The sequence below is a fragment of the Actinomadura sp. NBRC 104425 genome, assembly GCF_030269545.1.
Lineage (GTDB): Bacteria > Actinomycetota > Actinomycetes > Streptosporangiales > Streptosporangiaceae > Spirillospora > Spirillospora keratinilytica.
Map to the genome: position 1 here is coordinate 193,275 of NZ_BSTN01000002.1, position 14,513 is coordinate 207,787.

The following is a 14,513-nucleotide window of genomic DNA, read 5'->3' on the forward strand; positions in this document are numbered from 1 at the left end:
CCCCACTGCCGACTGGCGTGGCCGCACCACTGACCTGAGGCACCCGGACGGGTTGACTGGAGCGCAGTGATGCCGCCCCCCCGTCCGGAGGAACCGATGAACGTCCGCGCCCACCCTGTCCTGCGCCGTGCCGGCCAGCACCGGCGGGCGATCGGCTGGGGGCTGGCCGCGGCGGTGCTCGCGGCGGGCGCCTGGGCGACGGCGACCAGCGGTGAGGCGGCCGCGACGGTGTCGGGGGCGCTGCGGGGGATCGCGGACGCGCACCGGGGCCTGGTGCCCGTGCTGGCCCTCCTGGTCGTCGTGCACTTCTGGTTCTCGGCCGTGGCGCTGCGGTATGCGGCGGGGGTGCGGCTGCCGCTGCTGCACGCGACCATGGCGCAGTTCACCGGGGCGACGGCGAACCGGCTGACCGGGGGCGGGCTCGGCAGCGTGGCGGTCAACGCCCGGTACCTGACCGGACGCGGCGTCCCGGCCGGGCGCGCGGTGGCGGTGGCGGGCGTCCTGCAGGTCGGCGGCGCGGTCGCCGACCTGCTGCTGTTCGCGATGGTGCTGCCGTTCGCGCTGACGGCCGGCGACGGCGCCCTGCCGGCGCGGCTGGGGGAGCGCCTCGACAGGCTCGGCGGGCCCCTGCTGGCCGTGCTCGCCGCGGCGGCGCCCCTCGGCGGCGTCGCGGCGTGGCTGCTGCGGGACCGGCTGCGCGGGCCGGCCGAGGCGTGCGCGCGGCTGGCGCGGCGGCCCGGCGACCTGGCCGCCATGCTGGCGGCGTCGGCGGCGACGACGCTGGTCATGGCCGTGGCGTTCGCGCTGAGCGTGCTGGCCGTCCCCGGCGCGGACGTGCCGCCGGGGCGGTTCGGCACGCTGATCGCCGTCTACATGGTCGGCGCGGCGGTCGGCGGCGTCGTCCCGGGGCCGGGCGGCCTGGGCTCGACCGAGGCGGTGCTGGTCGCCCTGCTGGCCGCCGCGGGCGTCCCGGCGGCCCCCGCGCTGTCGGGTGTGCTGATCTTCCGGGCCGTGACGCACTGGGCGCCCGTGCCGATCGGGCTGCTGACCGCCGGGACGGTGCGCGGCCGCAAGGCCGCCCACTGCAAGGACGCCGCCCCCGTCGCGCTGCCCGCCCCGCCTCCCCGGGACGTCCGCGTGCCCGTACGGGCGGCCTGAGCGGCGTCCGTACGAGGTGGGGCCGAAACGTCGCCATGCCCGTCCGACGGCGCGCTTTCACGCAGTCAGACAGCGGGGAACACGCCTGACAGAGGGCATGCACGGGATGGGCTCCGACGCCACGGCGGCGGACACTGCCGCGCTCGACGCAGGCGCCCCGGCCCGGCCGAGGGCACGCCCGCGCCCGGGACCCGCGATGATGGTGCACGTGACTGAGCCGCTCGTACCTCGCATGCAGGAGTTCGGGACCACGATCTTCGCGGAGATGTCCGCGCTGGCGGTGCGGACCGGGTCGATCAACCTCGGCCAGGGCTTCCCGGACACCGACGGCCCGCCGCGCATGCTGGAGACGGCCGTCGAGGCGATCCGCTCCGGCGGCAACCAGTACCCGCCCGGCCCCGGCCTGCCGGAGCTGCGCCGGGCCGTGGCCGCCCAGCGGCGCGGACGCTACGGCCTGGACTACGACCCCGACACCGAGGTCTACATCACCGTCGGCGCCACCGAGGGCATCGCCGCCGGCGTGCTGGCGCTGGCGAACCCCGGCGACGAGGTGATCGTCTTCGAGCCGTACTACGACTCCTACGCCGCCACCATCGCGCTCGCCGGGGCGGTGCGGCGGCCGGTGACGCTGCGCCCGGACGGCGGCCGCTTCACCTTCGACCCCGACGAGCTGCGCGCCGCCGTCGGCCCCCGCACCCGCCTCATCCTGGTGAACTCCCCGCACAACCCGACGGGCACCGTGTTCACCCGCGCGGAGCTGGAGGCGATCGCCGCGCTGTGCCGCGAGCACGACCTCATCGCGATCACCGACGAGGTCTATGAGTACCTGACCTTCGACGGCGCCGAGCACATCCCCCTGGCGACGCTGGACGGGATGCGCGAACGCACCGTCGCGGTGTCGTCGGCGGGCAAGACGTTCTCGGTCACCGGCTGGAAGACCGGCTGGGTCAGCGCGCCTGCCCCGTACGTGCGGGCCGTGCAGACGGTCAAGCAGTTCATGACGTACACGGCCGGCGGCCCCTGGCAGCGCGCCGTCGCCTACGCCCTGGAGAACGAGTTGGACTGGGTGGCCCGGCTGCGCGACTCGCTGCAGGCCAAGCGCGACCGGCTCGTCGCCGGCCTGGAGGCGGCGGGCCTGGCGGCCGTCCGCCCGCAGGGCACCTACTTCGTGCAGGCCGACATCCGCCCGCTCGGCTTCACCGACGGCATGGAGCTGGCCCTGGCGCTGCCGGAGAAGGTCGGCGTCGTCGCCATTCCGGCCCAGGTGTTCTACGACGACGCCGCGGCCGGGGCGCATTTCGTGCGGTTCGCCTTCTGCAAGAAGGACGAGGTCATCGACGAGGCCGTCGAGCGTCTGCGCGGCCTCGGCTGAGAAAACCGCCACGCCGGCTGTAAACACGGCGGCCCTCCCGGGACTACGTGACGACACCGAACCCCCGATCCCGAGGGAGGGCCTTCGTGGATGATCCCGCGGCGCGGTTCACGAGGCTGTACGACGAGAACTACCGGCGGGTCCTGGCGTACGCGCTCACCCACGCCGAACCGCACACCGCCGAGGACGTCGCCAGCGAGACGTTCCTGATCGCCTGGCGGCGGCTCGGCGAGGTGCGCGACCCCGCGCTGCCCTGGCTGCTCGGCGTCGCCCGCAACCTGCTGCGCAAGCAGCGCGACGGCGGACGGCGAAGACGCGCCCTGGCCGAGCGGGTCGCCGCGCTCGCCACCCCCGCCGACCAGGCCGCCTGGGACGTCGCCGAGCACGTCGTCGAACGCCAGAGCGCGCTGGCCGCCGTCGCCGGGCTGCCCGAGCGGGACCTGGAGGTCCTCGCCCTGGTCACCTGGCACGGCCTGGAGCCCCGGCAGGCCGCGAAGGTCGTCGGCTGCTCGGCGGCGGCGCTGTTCGTCCGGCTGCACCGGGCCCGCAAGCGCCTCGCCCGCGCCCTGGAGAGCGGTCCGCCGCCTGCGCCGTCCCGCCCCGTGCACCGCCATGTCGCCGAGGAGGCGACCCGATGACCACCGGAGCCGATATGAAGCGCACGCCGGCAGACATCGATCAGACGTTCGCCGCGCTGCGGCCCGCCGCCCTCGACGCGCTCGCCGAGGACGCCTACGCCCGGCGCCGCGACGCCGACATCGACGAGATCACGCGGTCGGGGGAGCCCGCGCGGGCGGTCCGGCGGCGCCCGTCGCGGCGGCCGCTCCTGCTGGTCGCGGGCGTCGCCGCGGCCTGCGTCGCCGCCGGCGCCATCGCCGTCCCGGCCGCGCGGGACGACGCGCCGCGCACGGTGGCGACGCAGCGGCACCCGGACGGGCCCGTGGACGCCCGCAGCGTCCTGCTGGCCAGCGCCCAGACCGTCGAGCGGACCGAGGAGACGCCCGGCCGCTACTGGTACACCAAGTTCCGCGTGCAGACGCTGAGCAACGTCAACAGGCCCGACGACGGCGGCTCGCGGGAGGCCAAGCTGCCCTACACCTACCGCCTCGCCTCGACCGAGGAGCGCTGGCTGTCGCGCACCGGCCGCGACCGCTCCCGCACGATCACCGGCATCGACCGCAAGATCGATTTCCCGACCGCGCGGGACGAGGCCGCGTGGCGCAAGGCGGGTGCGCCGCGGCTGACCGGCCCGGGCGGCGACAAGCCCCGGGTCATCGACGACCGCCAGACGTTCGGTGAGGTCGTCGCCAACGAACCGGTGACCGTCGAGGCCCTGTTGAAGCTGCCCACCGACGCCGGCGCGCTCACCGCCGACCTCGAGCGCAGGTACCGGCGGGACGTGCGCAGGACGGGCGCCGACATCGCGGGCCCCTTCGAGTACTTCGTGTGGAGCACCGCGGAGAGCCTGCTGGCCGGGCCGGTCACGCCCGGCACCAAGGCCGCCTTCTACCGGGTCCTGGCCGCCCAGCCCGGCATCCGCACCGAGGGCAGGACCACCGACCCGCTCGGCCGCGCCGGCGTCGCCGTGTCGATGAGCGGCGACGGCTACAGCCTGCGCCTCATCGTCGACCCGGAGACGGGGCGGCTGCTGGCCGCCGACAACCGCGTCGGCCAGACGCCCGGGGCGCGCGGCACGACGACGACGTACCTGGACATGGGCTGGGTGGACCGGCTCGGCGCACGTCCCTGAACCGCACGCCGGTTCGGCGCCCGCACGCGCGCCGAACCGGCCAGATCTGCCGAACACGCGGCTGCGCCTGGGCTGGTTTCGCCCAGGCGCAGCCGCCGCTGCGGGGCTACGGTCGGGCCCGTGAGCAGGCGCGCAGCGGGACCGTTCGACGGCGAGCGGGTCCTGATCGCGCTGGGCGGCAACGCCATGACCGCGCCCGACGGCAGCGCCGCCCCGCACGCCCGGCGCGCGCCGGGTCGAGGCGGCCATGGAGCACGTGGCCGACCTGGTGGCGGCGGGCGCCCGGGTGGCGCTCACCCGCGGCAACGGACCGCAGGTCGGCAACCCTGATCAAGAACCAGCCGGCCGCGGATGACCTGGACGGCCGCCTGGTCGACGTGTTCATCGAATGCGAGGCCGACCCGTCCGGGCGGGTGCGCGGGCGCCGCAACATCATGCTGGACGACTCCGACGTGCACTGGCACCGGCAGATCAAGGCGTGCGTCGGCGGAGTGGCCGCCTCGGTCACCGCGACCCCGCGGTGTTCGTGTCGCTCGCCGCCGTGCACCAGGGCCCGTTCGGCGGCGGCACCGTGGCGGCCATCGCCGACCTCGGCCCGAGATGATCACGGCTGGTGAGGTGATAACCGCACAGGGTGGCCGCCGGAGGCTATAGCCTCGTGGCCGTGCGCGACCTGACCATTCCCGAACCCCAGTTCCCCGGCGACGACGGCTCCGCCGACCCGCGGGTGCGCGAGGCGCTGGCCGCATACGCCGACGGCCGCCTCGGCGAGCACGCGGTGCTGCGGGAGCTGGCCGACACGCGGCTGCTGATCCCGGTGGTCGCCGTGCTCACCGAGGAGGAGGACGTCGCCCCCGGCGAGCCGCGCCGCGAGAAGTCCAGCGAGATGGCGCTGCCCACGCTGATCGGCGCGGACGGCCGCCGCGGCGTGCTCGGCTTCACCAGCCTCGACACCCTCAAGGCGTGGCGGCCCGACGCCCGCCCGGTCGCGGTGCACGCCCGGCAGGCGTGCCGGGCCGCGCTGGACGAGAACGCGCAGGCGCTGGTGGTGGACGTGGCGGGCCCGGTGCCGTTCGCCGTGGACGGGGTCCGGCTGCACCTGCTGGCCGAGGGTCGTCCCGTCCCGCCGCCGCACGAGGACCCGGACGTGCTGGCCGCCGTGGAGGCCGCGTTCGGCCCCGAGGAGGCGGTCAGCGGCGTGCGCGTCGGCCGCGGCGGCAAGGCCGAGCTGGCCATCAGCTTCGCCGTGCGGCCCGGGCACGACGAGCGCGACGCCGTGCGCCGCGTCTCCGACCGCCTCGCCGAGATGCTGCGCGGCCGCATCGTCGGCGGCGTCGAACTGACCATCGTCCGCCGCTGAACCCACCGCCCGGCGCCCGGGGATGCAAACCGTTCGCGGGCCGCCGGGCGCATCCGGCATCCTGGGGCGATGCCCGAGAGCCTCGACGACGCGCAGGTGACCGCGCTCATCGACGACTTCATCGACAACGGCTTCGTGCACGTGCCGGAGGCGTTCCCCCGCCAGGTCGCCGACGCCTGCCGCGCGATCATGTGGCCCGACACCGGCTGCGACCCGGACGACCCGTCCACCTGGACCAAGCCCGTGGTGCGGCTGTGGCACTACGCGCAGGAGCCGTTCCGCGCGGCCGCCAACACGCCGAAGCTGCACGCCGCGTTCGACGCCCTCGTCGGCCCCGGCCGGTGGGTGCCGCTACCCGGCCTCGGCACGGTCCCGGTGCGGTTCCCCAGTGAGGACGACCCCGGCGACACCGGCTGGCACGTCGAGGCGAGCTTCCCCGGGGACGACCCCGACGACTTCATGGGCGCGCGGCTGAACGTCTCCTCCAAGGGGCGGGCGCTGCTGGTGCTGTTCCTGTTCTCCGACGTCGGCGAACTGGACGCGCCCACCATGATCCGGGTCGGCTCGCATCTGGACGTGGCGCGGATCCTCGAGCCCGCCGGCGAGGAGGGCCTGTCGTTCATGGAGGCGGCGCACCGGGCCGTCCCGGCGACCGAGCACCGGCCGGTCGCCCTGGCCACGGGGCGCGCCGGGGACGTCTACCTGTGCCATCCGTTCGTCGTGCACGCCGCGCAGCCGCACCGCGGCACCGAGCCGCGCTTCATGGCGCAGCCGCCGCTGTACCCGAAGGAGCCGCTGCGGCTGGAGCGGCCCGACGGGGCCTACTCCCCGGTGGAGACGGCGATCCGGCGAGGGCTCGGGCGCTGAGCGTCGTCCGCGACGGGTCGCTCGCCCCCCACTTCGTCGCGGTCGCCAACGGCGCCTGCGACCAGGCCGCCGTCCGCGCCAACCGGCTGGGGTTCCCGGCCGCCGCCGCGACCTGGTGGCCCCCGTCCTGGACTGGCGCGAGATCACCTGAGGGCCGGCGCCGGAACGGCGGGCGTCACCCGGTCGCGACGTCGCGGAAGTTGCGCACCACCGGGCTGGTGTCGCCGCGCCGCCACACCAGCAGCAGCGGCACGCCCTCCGCCGGCGGCGTCAGGCGGCGGAACACCACCTCGGCCCGCCGTACCCGCGCCACCGCGGCCGGCACGATCGACACGCCCAGCCCGGCCGCGACCAGCCCGACGATCGTCTGCATCTGCACGGCCTCCTGCGCCACGCGCGGCTCGAAGCCCGCGGCCCGCGTCGCGCGCGTGATCGCCTCGTGCAGCCCCGGGCCGAGCGCGCGCGGGAACAGCACGAACGACTCCCCGGCCGACGCGGCGACGGCGCCCCGCGGCCGACCGGGGGCACGACGTCGTCCTCCGAGACCGGCGGCACCGCCTCGGCCACGGTGTGGGTGCTGGGCGCGCTCGGCGTCCTGGCGGTGGCGGACGCCGGCGCCATGCCGGTCAAGTTCGCCCTGCTCGGCGTCGCCGGGATCAACGTGGCCGCCTTCCACCACGGCGTCTACCGGTCGGTCGCCCGGTGGGACCGCGCCGTGCCCCCGCCCGCCCGCGCCCGCATCGCCGGCGCCGTCTCCCTGGTCGTCTGGTCCGGCGTCATCGCCTGCGGCCGCCTCATCGCCTACACGTGACCGTGATGGGGGGCGACTCCCGCGCGACCGGTCTCAAGACCTGGACGGGGGCACGGCGGACAGCGGCGAGTTAATAGGATCGTCTGCATGCTGCGCTGGTTGACCGCGGGGGAGTCCCATGGCCCGGCCCTCACCGCGATCGTCGAGGGCCTTCCGGCGGGCGTGCGCGTGACCTCGGCGGACATCGCCGAGGAACTGCGCCGCCGCCGGCTCGGGCACGGGCGGGGCGCCCGGATGAAGTTCGAGCAGGACAAGGTCACGGTCGTCGGCGGCGTCCGCCACGGCGTGACGCTGGGCGGCCCCGTTGCGGTCGAGGTGGCCAACACCGAGTGGCCCAAGTGGGAGACCGTGATGGCCGCCGACCCCGTCGACCCCGACGTGCTCGCCGCGCAGGCCCGCAACGCGCCGCTGACGCAGCCGCGGCCCGGGCACGCCGACCTGGCCGGCATCCAGAAGTACGGCTTCGACGACGCGCGCCCGGTGCTCGAGCGCGCCAGCGCCCGCGAGACCGCCGCCCGCGTCGCCCTCGGCGCCGTCGCCAAGGCGTTCCTGCGCCAGACGCTCGGCGTGGAGATCCTCAGCCATGTCGTCGCGCTCGGCGAGATCGGCGTGCCCGACGACGCGCCGCGGCCCGCGCCCGGCGACCTGGCGCGCGTGGACGACGACCCGGTGCGCTGCTTCGACCCCGAGACCTCCGCCGCGATGGTCGCGCACATCGACGCGCTGAAGAAGGCGGGCGACACCCTCGGCGGCGTCGTCGAGGTGCTCGCCTACGGCCTGCCGCCCGGCCTGGGCAGCCACGTGCACTGGGACCGCCGCCTGGACTCCCGGTTGGCCGGCGCCCTCATGGGCATCCAGGCGATCAAGGGCGTGGAGGTCGGCGACGGCTTCACCACCGCGCGCCGCCCCGGCTCCCGCGCACACGACGAGATCGAGCCCACCCCCGAGGGCGTGCGCCGCCGCACCAACCGCGCCGGGGGCGTCGAGGGCGGCATGACCACCGGCGAGGTGCTGCGGGTCCGCGCCGCGATGAAGCCGATCTCCACCGTGCCGCGCCGCCTGGACACCGTCGACGTGCGCACCGGCGAGCCCGCCAAGGCCATCAACCAGCGCAGCGACGTCACCGCCGTGCCCGCCGCCGGGGTGGTCGCCGAGGCCATGGTCGCGCTGGTGCTCGCCGATGCGGCGCTGGAGAAGTTCGGCGGCGACTCGGCCGAGGAGACCGCCCGCAACGCGCAGGGCTACCTGTCGTCTTTGGCCGTCAAGTAGGGAGCGCCGACGATGTCCCACTCTGAAGCGGCCCACTCCGGGGCGCGTCGTTCCGGGGCGACCCGCCCCAAGGCCGTGCTGATCGGCCCGCCCGGATCGGGCAAGTCCACCGTCGGCGCCGCCCTGGCCGAGCGGCTCGGCGTCGCACTGCGCGACACCGACGCCGACGTCGAGGCCGCCGCGGGCCGCCCGATCAGCGAGATCTTCATCGACGAGGGCGAGGAGCGGTTCCGCGAGCTGGAACGCGCCGCCGTGCGGACCGCCCTGGCCGAGCACGACGGCGTCCTCGCGCTGGGCGGCGGCGCGGTCCTGGCCGCCGAGACGCAGGAGCTGTTGGCCGGGCACACCGTGGTGTACCTGAAGGTGGGCCTGTCGGAGGCGGTCAAGCGGGTCGGCCTGGCCACCGCGCGTCCGCTGCTGGTGCTCAACCCGCGCAGCCAGCTGCGCCGGCTGCTGAACGAGCGGCTGCCCATCTACGAGCTGCTCGGCACCCTGCACGTGGACACCGAGGGCCGCACCCCCGAGGAGATCGCCGAACAGATCGTCAAGGAGATCGCGTGACCGCGGTGCGGGTGCCCGTCGGGCAGGACGGCGGGCAGGGCTACGACGTCGTCATCGGCACCGGCGTGCTCGGCGAGCTGCCCGCCCTGCTCGGGCAGGGCGTGCGCACCGTCGCGGTCGTGCACGCCGAGGGGCTGCCGGAGATCGCCCGCCCCGTCTGCGGGGCGCTGGAGCGGGCGGGCTTGATCGTGCACGCCCTTCCCGTCCCCGACGGCGAGGCGGCCAAGGAGGTGGGCGTGCTGGCCGGTCTGTGGTCGCGGTTCGCCCGGCTCGGCATGACCCGCTCGGACGCCGTCGTCGGCGTGGGCGGCGGCGCCACCACCGACCTGGCCGGGTTCGCCGCCGCGTCGTGGCTGCGCGGGGTGCGGGTCGTGCTGCTGCCCACCACGCTGCTGGGCATGGTGGACGCCGCGGTCGGCGGCAAGACCGGCATCAACATCCCCGAGGGCAAGAACCTGGTCGGCGCGTTCCACCCACCGGCGGGCGTGCTGTGCGACCTGGCCACCCTCGTCACCGTGCCGCGCCAGGACTACATCAGCGGCCTGGCCGAGGTGATCAAGGCGGGGTTCATCGCCGACCCCAAGATCCTGGACCTGGTGGAGGAGGACCCCGAGGGCGCCGCCTCCCCGGACGGCCCGCACACCCGCGAGCTGGTCGAGCGCTCCGTCCGCGTCAAGGCGGCCGTGGTGTCGGCCGACCTGAGGGAGAGCGGCCTGCGTGAGATCCTCAACTACGGCCACACCCTCGGCCACGCCATCGAGAAGGCCGAGCAGTACCGCTTCCGGCACGGGCACGCCGTGGCGATCGGCATGGTGTACGCCGCCGAGCTGGCCCGCCTGGCGGGCCGGCTGCCCGCCGACCTGGTGGCGCGGCACCGCTCGGTGCTGGCCTCGGTCGGCCTGCCCACCGCCTACCGCGCCGACGCCTGGCCGCGGCTGCGCGCCGCGATGTCGATCGACAAGAAGGCCCGCGGGGCCACGCTGCGCTTCGTCGTCCTGGACGGCCTGGCCGAGCCCGGCCGCCTGGAGGCCCCCGACGAGGACCTGCTCACCGCCGCCTACCGGGAGGTCAGCCGATGAGCCATCGGGTGCTGGTGCTGAACGGGCCGAACCTCGGGCGGCTGGGCACGCGGGAGCCGGACGTGTACGGGTCGGCCACGTTCGACGACCTGGCGGCGCTGTGCCGGGAGACGGGGCGGCGCCTGAACCTGCACGTCGAGGTGCGGCAGACCGATGACGAGGCGGAGCTGATCCGCTGGGTGCACGAGGCGGCCGACGAGCGGCTGCCGGTGGTGCTCAACCCGGCGGCGTTCACGCACTACTCCTACGGGCTGCGGGACGCGCTGGCGCAGCGCACCGCGCCGCTCATCGAGGTGCACATCTCCAACCCCGCGGCCCGCGAGGAGTTCCGCCACACCTCGGTGGTGGCGGGCGTGGCGACGGGCACGATCGCCGGGTTCGGGATGCTGTCGTACGTGCTGGCGCTGCAGGCCGTGGCCGAGCTGATCGCCCAGGACGCGGCCGCCTCCTCCTGACGCGCGCCGCCGTGACGACGCCGTCCGCGCCGCGGCCGACGTCGCCCTCTGCGCCGCCGTCCGCGCCGTTCACGCGGCGGCGGAGGCGGTGTGGGTCAGCTCCTTCAGCTCGGCGATCACGTCGTCCAGGGGGCTCAGGTCGCGCTTGGCGCGGCACATGATGGTGGCGCCCTCCACGGCGGCCACGATGAGGCGGGCCAGCCGGCCGGCGCGCTCTTCGGGCACGCCGGCGTTGGCCAGGCCCGTGGCCAGGGTGTCCTGCCAGCGGTCGAACACGGCGGCGGCGGCCGCGGCCAGCTGCGGGGCGTCCTCGTGCGACTCCACGGTGACCGCCACCACCGGGCAGCCCGCCCGGAAGTCGCTCTTGACCAGGACGCGCCGCCACCACGCGACGAACGCGTCCACGGCCGACGCCGGGTCGCCGCCCTCGACGGCCGCCTGGATGCCCGAGTTGAGGAACTCCCCGGCGTAGCGGACCGCCTCCTCGGCCAGCTGCGCCTTGCCGCCGGGGAAGTGGTGGTAGATCGACCCGCGCGGCGCGCCGCTGTGCCTGATGACCTCGCGGAACCCCGTGCCGCTGTAGCCGCGCTCGCGGAAGAGGTAGGCCGCGCTGCGCACCATGCGTTCCCGGCTGTCCCTGCCCATGGCTCCGATTATGACATTCATCATAAGCTTCGCGGGTTGACCATGACGCACGTCATAGGAAGCTTTGGGTATGTCGGACGTCATACCTAGTGGCTGAGGCCCAGGTCGACGCGGCCCTGCGCGGTCCGGCCCCGTAATAGGGGCGGCTCGGCCGCGAGCGGCGCGGCCGCGTGCGTTACCGTCAACAGAATCCAGTTCGGTTCGTGGAGGGGATGCCGATGCGCATCGGGATGGCGCTCAACTACGCGGGCGGCTTCAAGGAGACCGTGGAGGAACTGGCCGACTACGAGAAGGCCGGGCTCGACATCGTGTTCGTCGCCGAGGCCTACAGCTTCGACGCGGTGAGCCAGCTCGGCTACATCGCCGCCAAGACCGAGCGGCTGCAGATCGCCTCGGGCATCCTGCCGATCTACTCGCGCACGCCCACGCTGCTGGCGATGACCGCCGCCGGCCTGGACTACGTGTCGCAGGGGCGCTTCACGCTGGGCATCGGCGCGTCCGGCCCGCAGGTCATCGAGGGCTTCCACGGCGTGCCGTACACCGCCCCGCTCGGCCGCACCCGCGAGGTCATCGAGATCTGCCGCAAGGTCTGGCGGCGCGAGCGGCTCGAGCACAGCGGCAAGTACTACTCCATGCCGCTTCCGCAGGGGCAGGGCACCGGCCTCGGCAAGCCCCTGAAGATCATCAACCGTCCGGTGCGGGCCGACATCCCGGTGCTGGTCGCCGCGATCGGCCCCAAGAACGTCGAGCTCACCGCCGAGATCGCCAACGGCTGGGAGCCGATCTTCTACGTCCCGGAGAAGGCCGCCGAGGTGTGGGGCGCGTCGCTGGCGGCCGGCAGGGCCCGGCGCGACCCGGCGCTCGGCGAGCTGGACGTGGTCGGCCAGGCGCCGCTGGCCATCGGCGACGACGTGGACGGCTACCTGGAGTTCGGCCGCCCCATGGCCGCCCTCTACATCGGCGGCATGGGCGCCAAGGGCAAGAACTTCTACAACGACCTGTGCCGCCGCTACGGCTGGGAGAAGGAGGCCGAGGAGATCCAGGACCTCTACCTGGACGGCAAGAAGGACGAGGCCGCCGCCAAGGTCCCGCACGAGCTGCTGCAGAAGATGTCGCTGATCGGGTCCGAGGGGCACGTGCGCGAGCGGCTCGCGGCGATGAAGGAGTCCGGCGTCACCACGCTGAACGTCACCCCGATCGCGGGCGACCACAAGGGCCGCCTCGCGCTCATCGAGAAGATCAAGGAGATGGCCGCCGACCTGGACTGAGCCGGCACCGGCCGACGCCCCGCGACGCCCCGCGCCGCGGGGCGTCGCACGTCGGGCGGAATGTCCGGCATGCCGGGCCCCGCCCGGCAGTGGACTACAGTCCTGGCCTATGGAGGAACTCCGCCGCGCACGGCGCGAGCGGCTGGCCGCCTGGACGGCCGCCCACGACCTCGACGCCCTGCTGGTCACCCGGCTCGTCAACGTCCGCTACCTGACCGGGCTGGACAGCTCGAACGCCGCCCTGCTCGTCCCCGCCGACGGGCCCCCGGTGCTGGCCACCGACGGACGCTACGCCGGCACCGCCGCCCGCGTCTGCCCCGAGCTGGAGGCCGTCATCGACCGGCACACCGCCGAAAAGCTGCTGGAGCGGGCGGCCGGGGCCGGGGCGCGGCGGCTCGGCTTCGAACCCCACGCGGTCACCGTCGAGCGGCACACCGAGCTCACCCGCGCCGCCCCCGACGGGATGCAGCTGCGGCCCGCCGGACGCCCCGTCGAGGAGCTGCGCGCCGTCAAGGACGACGCCGAACTGGCGCTGCTGGCCGAGGCATGCGCGATCACCGACCGGGCGTTCGACGCCGTCCTGCCCATGCTCCGGCCCGGCGTGACCGAACGGGAGATCGCCATCGCGCTGGAGCGGCGCATGGTCGACCTGGGCGCCGAGCAGCCCGCGTTCGACTCGATCGTGGCCTGCGGCCCCAACGGCGCGATCCCGCACCACCGGCCCGGCGACCGGCCGCTGGCCCGCGGCGACCTGGTCACCATGGACTTCGGCGCCCGGCACGGCGGCTACCACGCCGACATGACCCGCACCGTCGCGATCGGCGCCGCCGCAGACTGGCAGCGCGACCTGTACGACCTGGTGCGCCGCGCCCAGCAGGCCGCGGTGGACGCAGCCCGCGTCGGCGCCGAGACCCGGGACGTGGACGCCGCCGCCCGCGACCTCATCGCGGCCGCCGGGCACGGCGGCGACTTCACCCACGGCGTCGGACACGGCGTCGGTCTGGAGATCCACGAGGCTCCGCTCCTGGGCTACGACAGGACCGGTAAGCTGGTGGACCGGGTTCCGATCACCGCCGAGCCGGGGGTCTACCTCGCCGGGCGCGGCGGAGTCCGCATCGAGGACACCCTGGTGGCCCGCACGGGCGGTCCGGAGCTTCTCACCACGACCACCAAGGACCTGCTCGTCCTGTGACGGGGCGGGCGAGTCCGACCCATTTGACCACCGGGGGAGCGGGGGACGTCCCCGCACCCTCCCAACGACCACGAACCGAGGCGGGGACGGCCCCGTCAGGGGGCAGGAGAGGACGCTGTGGCGACGACGAACGACCTCAAGAACGGCATGACGCTGAGGCTGGACGGCGAGCTGTGGACGGTCCTGGAGTTCCAGCACGTCAAGCCGGGCAAGGGCGGCGCGTTCGTGCGCACCAAGCTCAAGCACGTGCTGTCGGGCAAGGTGGTCGACAAGACCTTCAACGCCGGCACCAAGGTCGAGGTGGCCAGCGTCGACAAGCGGGAGATGCAGTACCTCTACCGCGAGGGCGAGGACTTCGTCTTCATGGACACCCAGACCTACGATCAGCCGCACATCCCCGCCGCGGTGGTCGGCCAGGCCGCCGACTACCTGCTGCCCGAGCAGATGGCCACCATCGCCTTCCACGGCGAGGACCCGCTGTACGTCGAGCTGCCCGCGGCCGTGGTGCTGGAGGTCACCGAGACCGAGCCGGGCCTGCAGGGCGACCGCTCCACCGGCGGCACCAAGCCCGCCACCCTGGAGACCGGCGCGCAGATCCAGGTGCCGCTGTTCATCACCACCGGCGAGAAGGTCAAGGTCGACACCCGCTCGGGCGAGTACCTCGGCCGCGCCTGATGGCGGCCGCGAGCACACCGACGACGGCCGGACGAAGGAGCGCGGAGAGCG

General features: G+C 74.9%; 17 protein-coding genes and 1 pseudogene. 16 read left to right on the plus strand and 2 right to left on the minus strand.

The window, feature by feature from the left end; all coding sequences use genetic code 11:
- The first annotated feature begins 96 nt into the window (after window positions 1–96).
- The 8 genes and pseudogenes from QSK22_RS04020 to QSK22_RS04055 all read left to right on the plus strand — a co-directional run bounded on the left by QSK22_RS04020 (window position 97) and on the right by QSK22_RS04055 (window position 6,507).
- Window positions 97–1,158 carry a lysylphosphatidylglycerol synthase domain-containing protein gene (locus tag QSK22_RS04020; protein ID WP_285492561.1) on the plus strand — a complete coding sequence of 354 codons (1,062 nt, stop codon included), beginning with the start codon at window positions 97–99 and terminating at the stop codon, window positions 1,156–1,158.
- Between the two features lie 208 nt (window positions 1,159–1,366).
- On the plus strand, window positions 1,367–2,530 hold the full coding sequence (locus QSK22_RS04025) for a pyridoxal phosphate-dependent aminotransferase (protein WP_502872265.1): 1,164 nt from the start codon (window positions 1,367–1,369) through the stop codon (window positions 2,528–2,530).
- A gap of 86 nt (window positions 2,531–2,616) precedes the next feature.
- Complete coding sequence (locus tag QSK22_RS04030; protein WP_285492562.1) at window positions 2,617–3,168, plus strand: RNA polymerase sigma factor; 552 nt, start codon at window positions 2,617–2,619, stop codon at window positions 3,166–3,168.
- Window positions 3,165–4,280 (plus strand): CU044_5270 family protein, encoded by a 1,116-nt coding sequence (locus QSK22_RS04035; RefSeq protein WP_285492563.1) that lies wholly within the window; start codon window positions 3,165–3,167, stop codon window positions 4,278–4,280. The genes QSK22_RS04030 and QSK22_RS04035 overlap by 4 nt, the downstream gene beginning before the upstream one ends.
- A 377-nt stretch (window positions 4,281–4,657) precedes the next feature.
- Window positions 4,658–4,741: pseudogene (locus QSK22_RS04040) on the plus strand (ring-opening amidohydrolase); the annotation flags it as partial.
- A gap of 17 nt (window positions 4,742–4,758) precedes the next feature.
- On the plus strand, window positions 4,759–4,884 hold the full coding sequence (locus QSK22_RS04045; RefSeq protein ID WP_285492934.1) for a ring-opening amidohydrolase: 126 nt from the start codon (window positions 4,759–4,761) through the stop codon (window positions 4,882–4,884).
- A 60-nt stretch (window positions 4,885–4,944) separates the two neighbouring features.
- Complete coding sequence (locus QSK22_RS04050) at window positions 4,945–5,640, plus strand: SseB family protein (protein ID WP_285492564.1); 696 nt, start codon at window positions 4,945–4,947, stop codon at window positions 5,638–5,640.
- A 69-nt stretch (window positions 5,641–5,709) separates the two neighbouring features.
- A complete protein-coding gene (locus QSK22_RS04055; protein ID WP_285492565.1) occupies window positions 5,710–6,507 on the plus strand; it encodes a phytanoyl-CoA dioxygenase family protein in 798 nt (265 codons plus the stop codon).
- A 175-nt stretch (window positions 6,508–6,682) separates the two neighbouring features.
- Here the strand turns inward: QSK22_RS04055 and QSK22_RS04060 are convergent, their stop codons facing one another.
- A complete protein-coding gene (locus QSK22_RS04060) occupies window positions 6,683–7,186 on the minus strand; it encodes a LysR substrate-binding domain-containing protein (protein WP_352231410.1) in 504 nt (167 codons plus the stop codon).
- Between QSK22_RS04060 and QSK22_RS04065 the strand changes: the two genes are divergently transcribed.
- From QSK22_RS04065 to aroQ, 5 genes are all read left to right on the plus strand, one after another.
- On the plus strand, window positions 7,082–7,318 hold the full coding sequence (locus QSK22_RS04065) for a hypothetical protein (protein ID WP_285492935.1): 237 nt from the start codon (window positions 7,082–7,084) through the stop codon (window positions 7,316–7,318). The two genes, QSK22_RS04060 and QSK22_RS04065, sit on opposite strands and share 105 nt — an antisense overlap.
- An 87-nt stretch (window positions 7,319–7,405) precedes the next feature.
- Entirely contained in the window at window positions 7,406–8,587 is a 1,182-nt protein-coding gene (gene aroC, locus QSK22_RS04070) for a chorismate synthase (protein WP_285492566.1), read from the plus strand.
- A 12-nt stretch (window positions 8,588–8,599) separates the two neighbouring features.
- Window positions 8,600–9,148 carry a shikimate kinase gene (locus tag QSK22_RS04075; protein ID WP_285492567.1) on the plus strand — a complete coding sequence of 183 codons (549 nt, stop codon included), beginning with the start codon at window positions 8,600–8,602 and terminating at the stop codon, window positions 9,146–9,148.
- Window positions 9,145–10,227 (plus strand): 3-dehydroquinate synthase, encoded by a 1,083-nt coding sequence (gene aroB, locus QSK22_RS04080; protein WP_285492568.1) that lies wholly within the window; start codon window positions 9,145–9,147, stop codon window positions 10,225–10,227. Before QSK22_RS04075 ends, aroB begins: the two co-directional genes overlap by 4 nt.
- A complete protein-coding gene (aroQ, locus tag QSK22_RS04085) occupies window positions 10,224–10,682 on the plus strand; it encodes a type II 3-dehydroquinate dehydratase (protein WP_285492569.1) in 459 nt (152 codons plus the stop codon). Before aroB ends, aroQ begins: the two co-directional genes overlap by 4 nt.
- 69 nt (window positions 10,683–10,751) lie before the next feature.
- Here aroQ and QSK22_RS04090 read toward each other — a convergent pair whose 3' ends face one another.
- Window positions 10,752–11,327 (minus strand): TetR/AcrR family transcriptional regulator, encoded by a 576-nt coding sequence (locus tag QSK22_RS04090; RefSeq protein ID WP_285492570.1) that lies wholly within the window; start codon window positions 11,325–11,327, stop codon window positions 10,752–10,754.
- A gap of 218 nt (window positions 11,328–11,545) precedes the next feature.
- Between QSK22_RS04090 and QSK22_RS04095 the strand changes: the two genes are divergently transcribed.
- From QSK22_RS04095 to efp, 3 genes are all read left to right on the plus strand, one after another.
- Window positions 11,546–12,595, plus strand: coding sequence for an LLM class F420-dependent oxidoreductase (locus QSK22_RS04095; RefSeq protein ID WP_285492571.1), 1,050 nt, complete (start codon window positions 11,546–11,548; stop codon window positions 12,593–12,595).
- A gap of 109 nt (window positions 12,596–12,704) precedes the next feature.
- A complete protein-coding gene (locus QSK22_RS04100) occupies window positions 12,705–13,787 on the plus strand; it encodes a M24 family metallopeptidase (protein ID WP_285492572.1) in 1,083 nt (360 codons plus the stop codon).
- Between the two features lie 117 nt (window positions 13,788–13,904).
- A complete protein-coding gene (efp, locus tag QSK22_RS04105) occupies window positions 13,905–14,462 on the plus strand; it encodes an elongation factor P (RefSeq protein WP_285492573.1) in 558 nt (185 codons plus the stop codon).
- The last annotated feature ends 51 nt before the right edge of the window (window positions 14,463–14,513 follow it).

Excerpts from the sequence above, each read along its gene's own strand:
- QSK22_RS04075 (WP_285492567.1), top strand. The coding sequence starts at position 8,600 with ATGTCCCACTCTGAAGCGGCCCACTCCGGGGCGCGTCGTTCCGGGGCG.
- QSK22_RS04035 (WP_285492563.1), top strand. The coding sequence starts at position 3,165 with ATGACCACCGGAGCCGATATGAAGCGCACGCCGGCAGACATCGATCAG.
- QSK22_RS04090 (WP_285492570.1), bottom strand. The coding sequence starts at position 11,327 with ATGGGCAGGGACAGCCGGGAACGCATGGTGCGCAGCGCGGCCTACCTC.
- QSK22_RS04100 (WP_285492572.1), top strand. The coding sequence starts at position 12,705 with ATGGAGGAACTCCGCCGCGCACGGCGCGAGCGGCTGGCCGCCTGGACG.
- aroQ (WP_285492569.1), top strand. The coding sequence starts at position 10,224 with ATGAGCCATCGGGTGCTGGTGCTGAACGGGCCGAACCTCGGGCGGCTG.
- QSK22_RS04020 (WP_285492561.1), top strand. The coding sequence starts at position 97 with ATGAACGTCCGCGCCCACCCTGTCCTGCGCCGTGCCGGCCAGCACCGG.
- aroC (WP_285492566.1), top strand. The coding sequence starts at position 7,406 with ATGCTGCGCTGGTTGACCGCGGGGGAGTCCCATGGCCCGGCCCTCACC.
- QSK22_RS04055 (WP_285492565.1), top strand. The coding sequence starts at position 5,710 with ATGCCCGAGAGCCTCGACGACGCGCAGGTGACCGCGCTCATCGACGAC.
- QSK22_RS04095 (WP_285492571.1), top strand. The coding sequence starts at position 11,546 with ATGCGCATCGGGATGGCGCTCAACTACGCGGGCGGCTTCAAGGAGACC.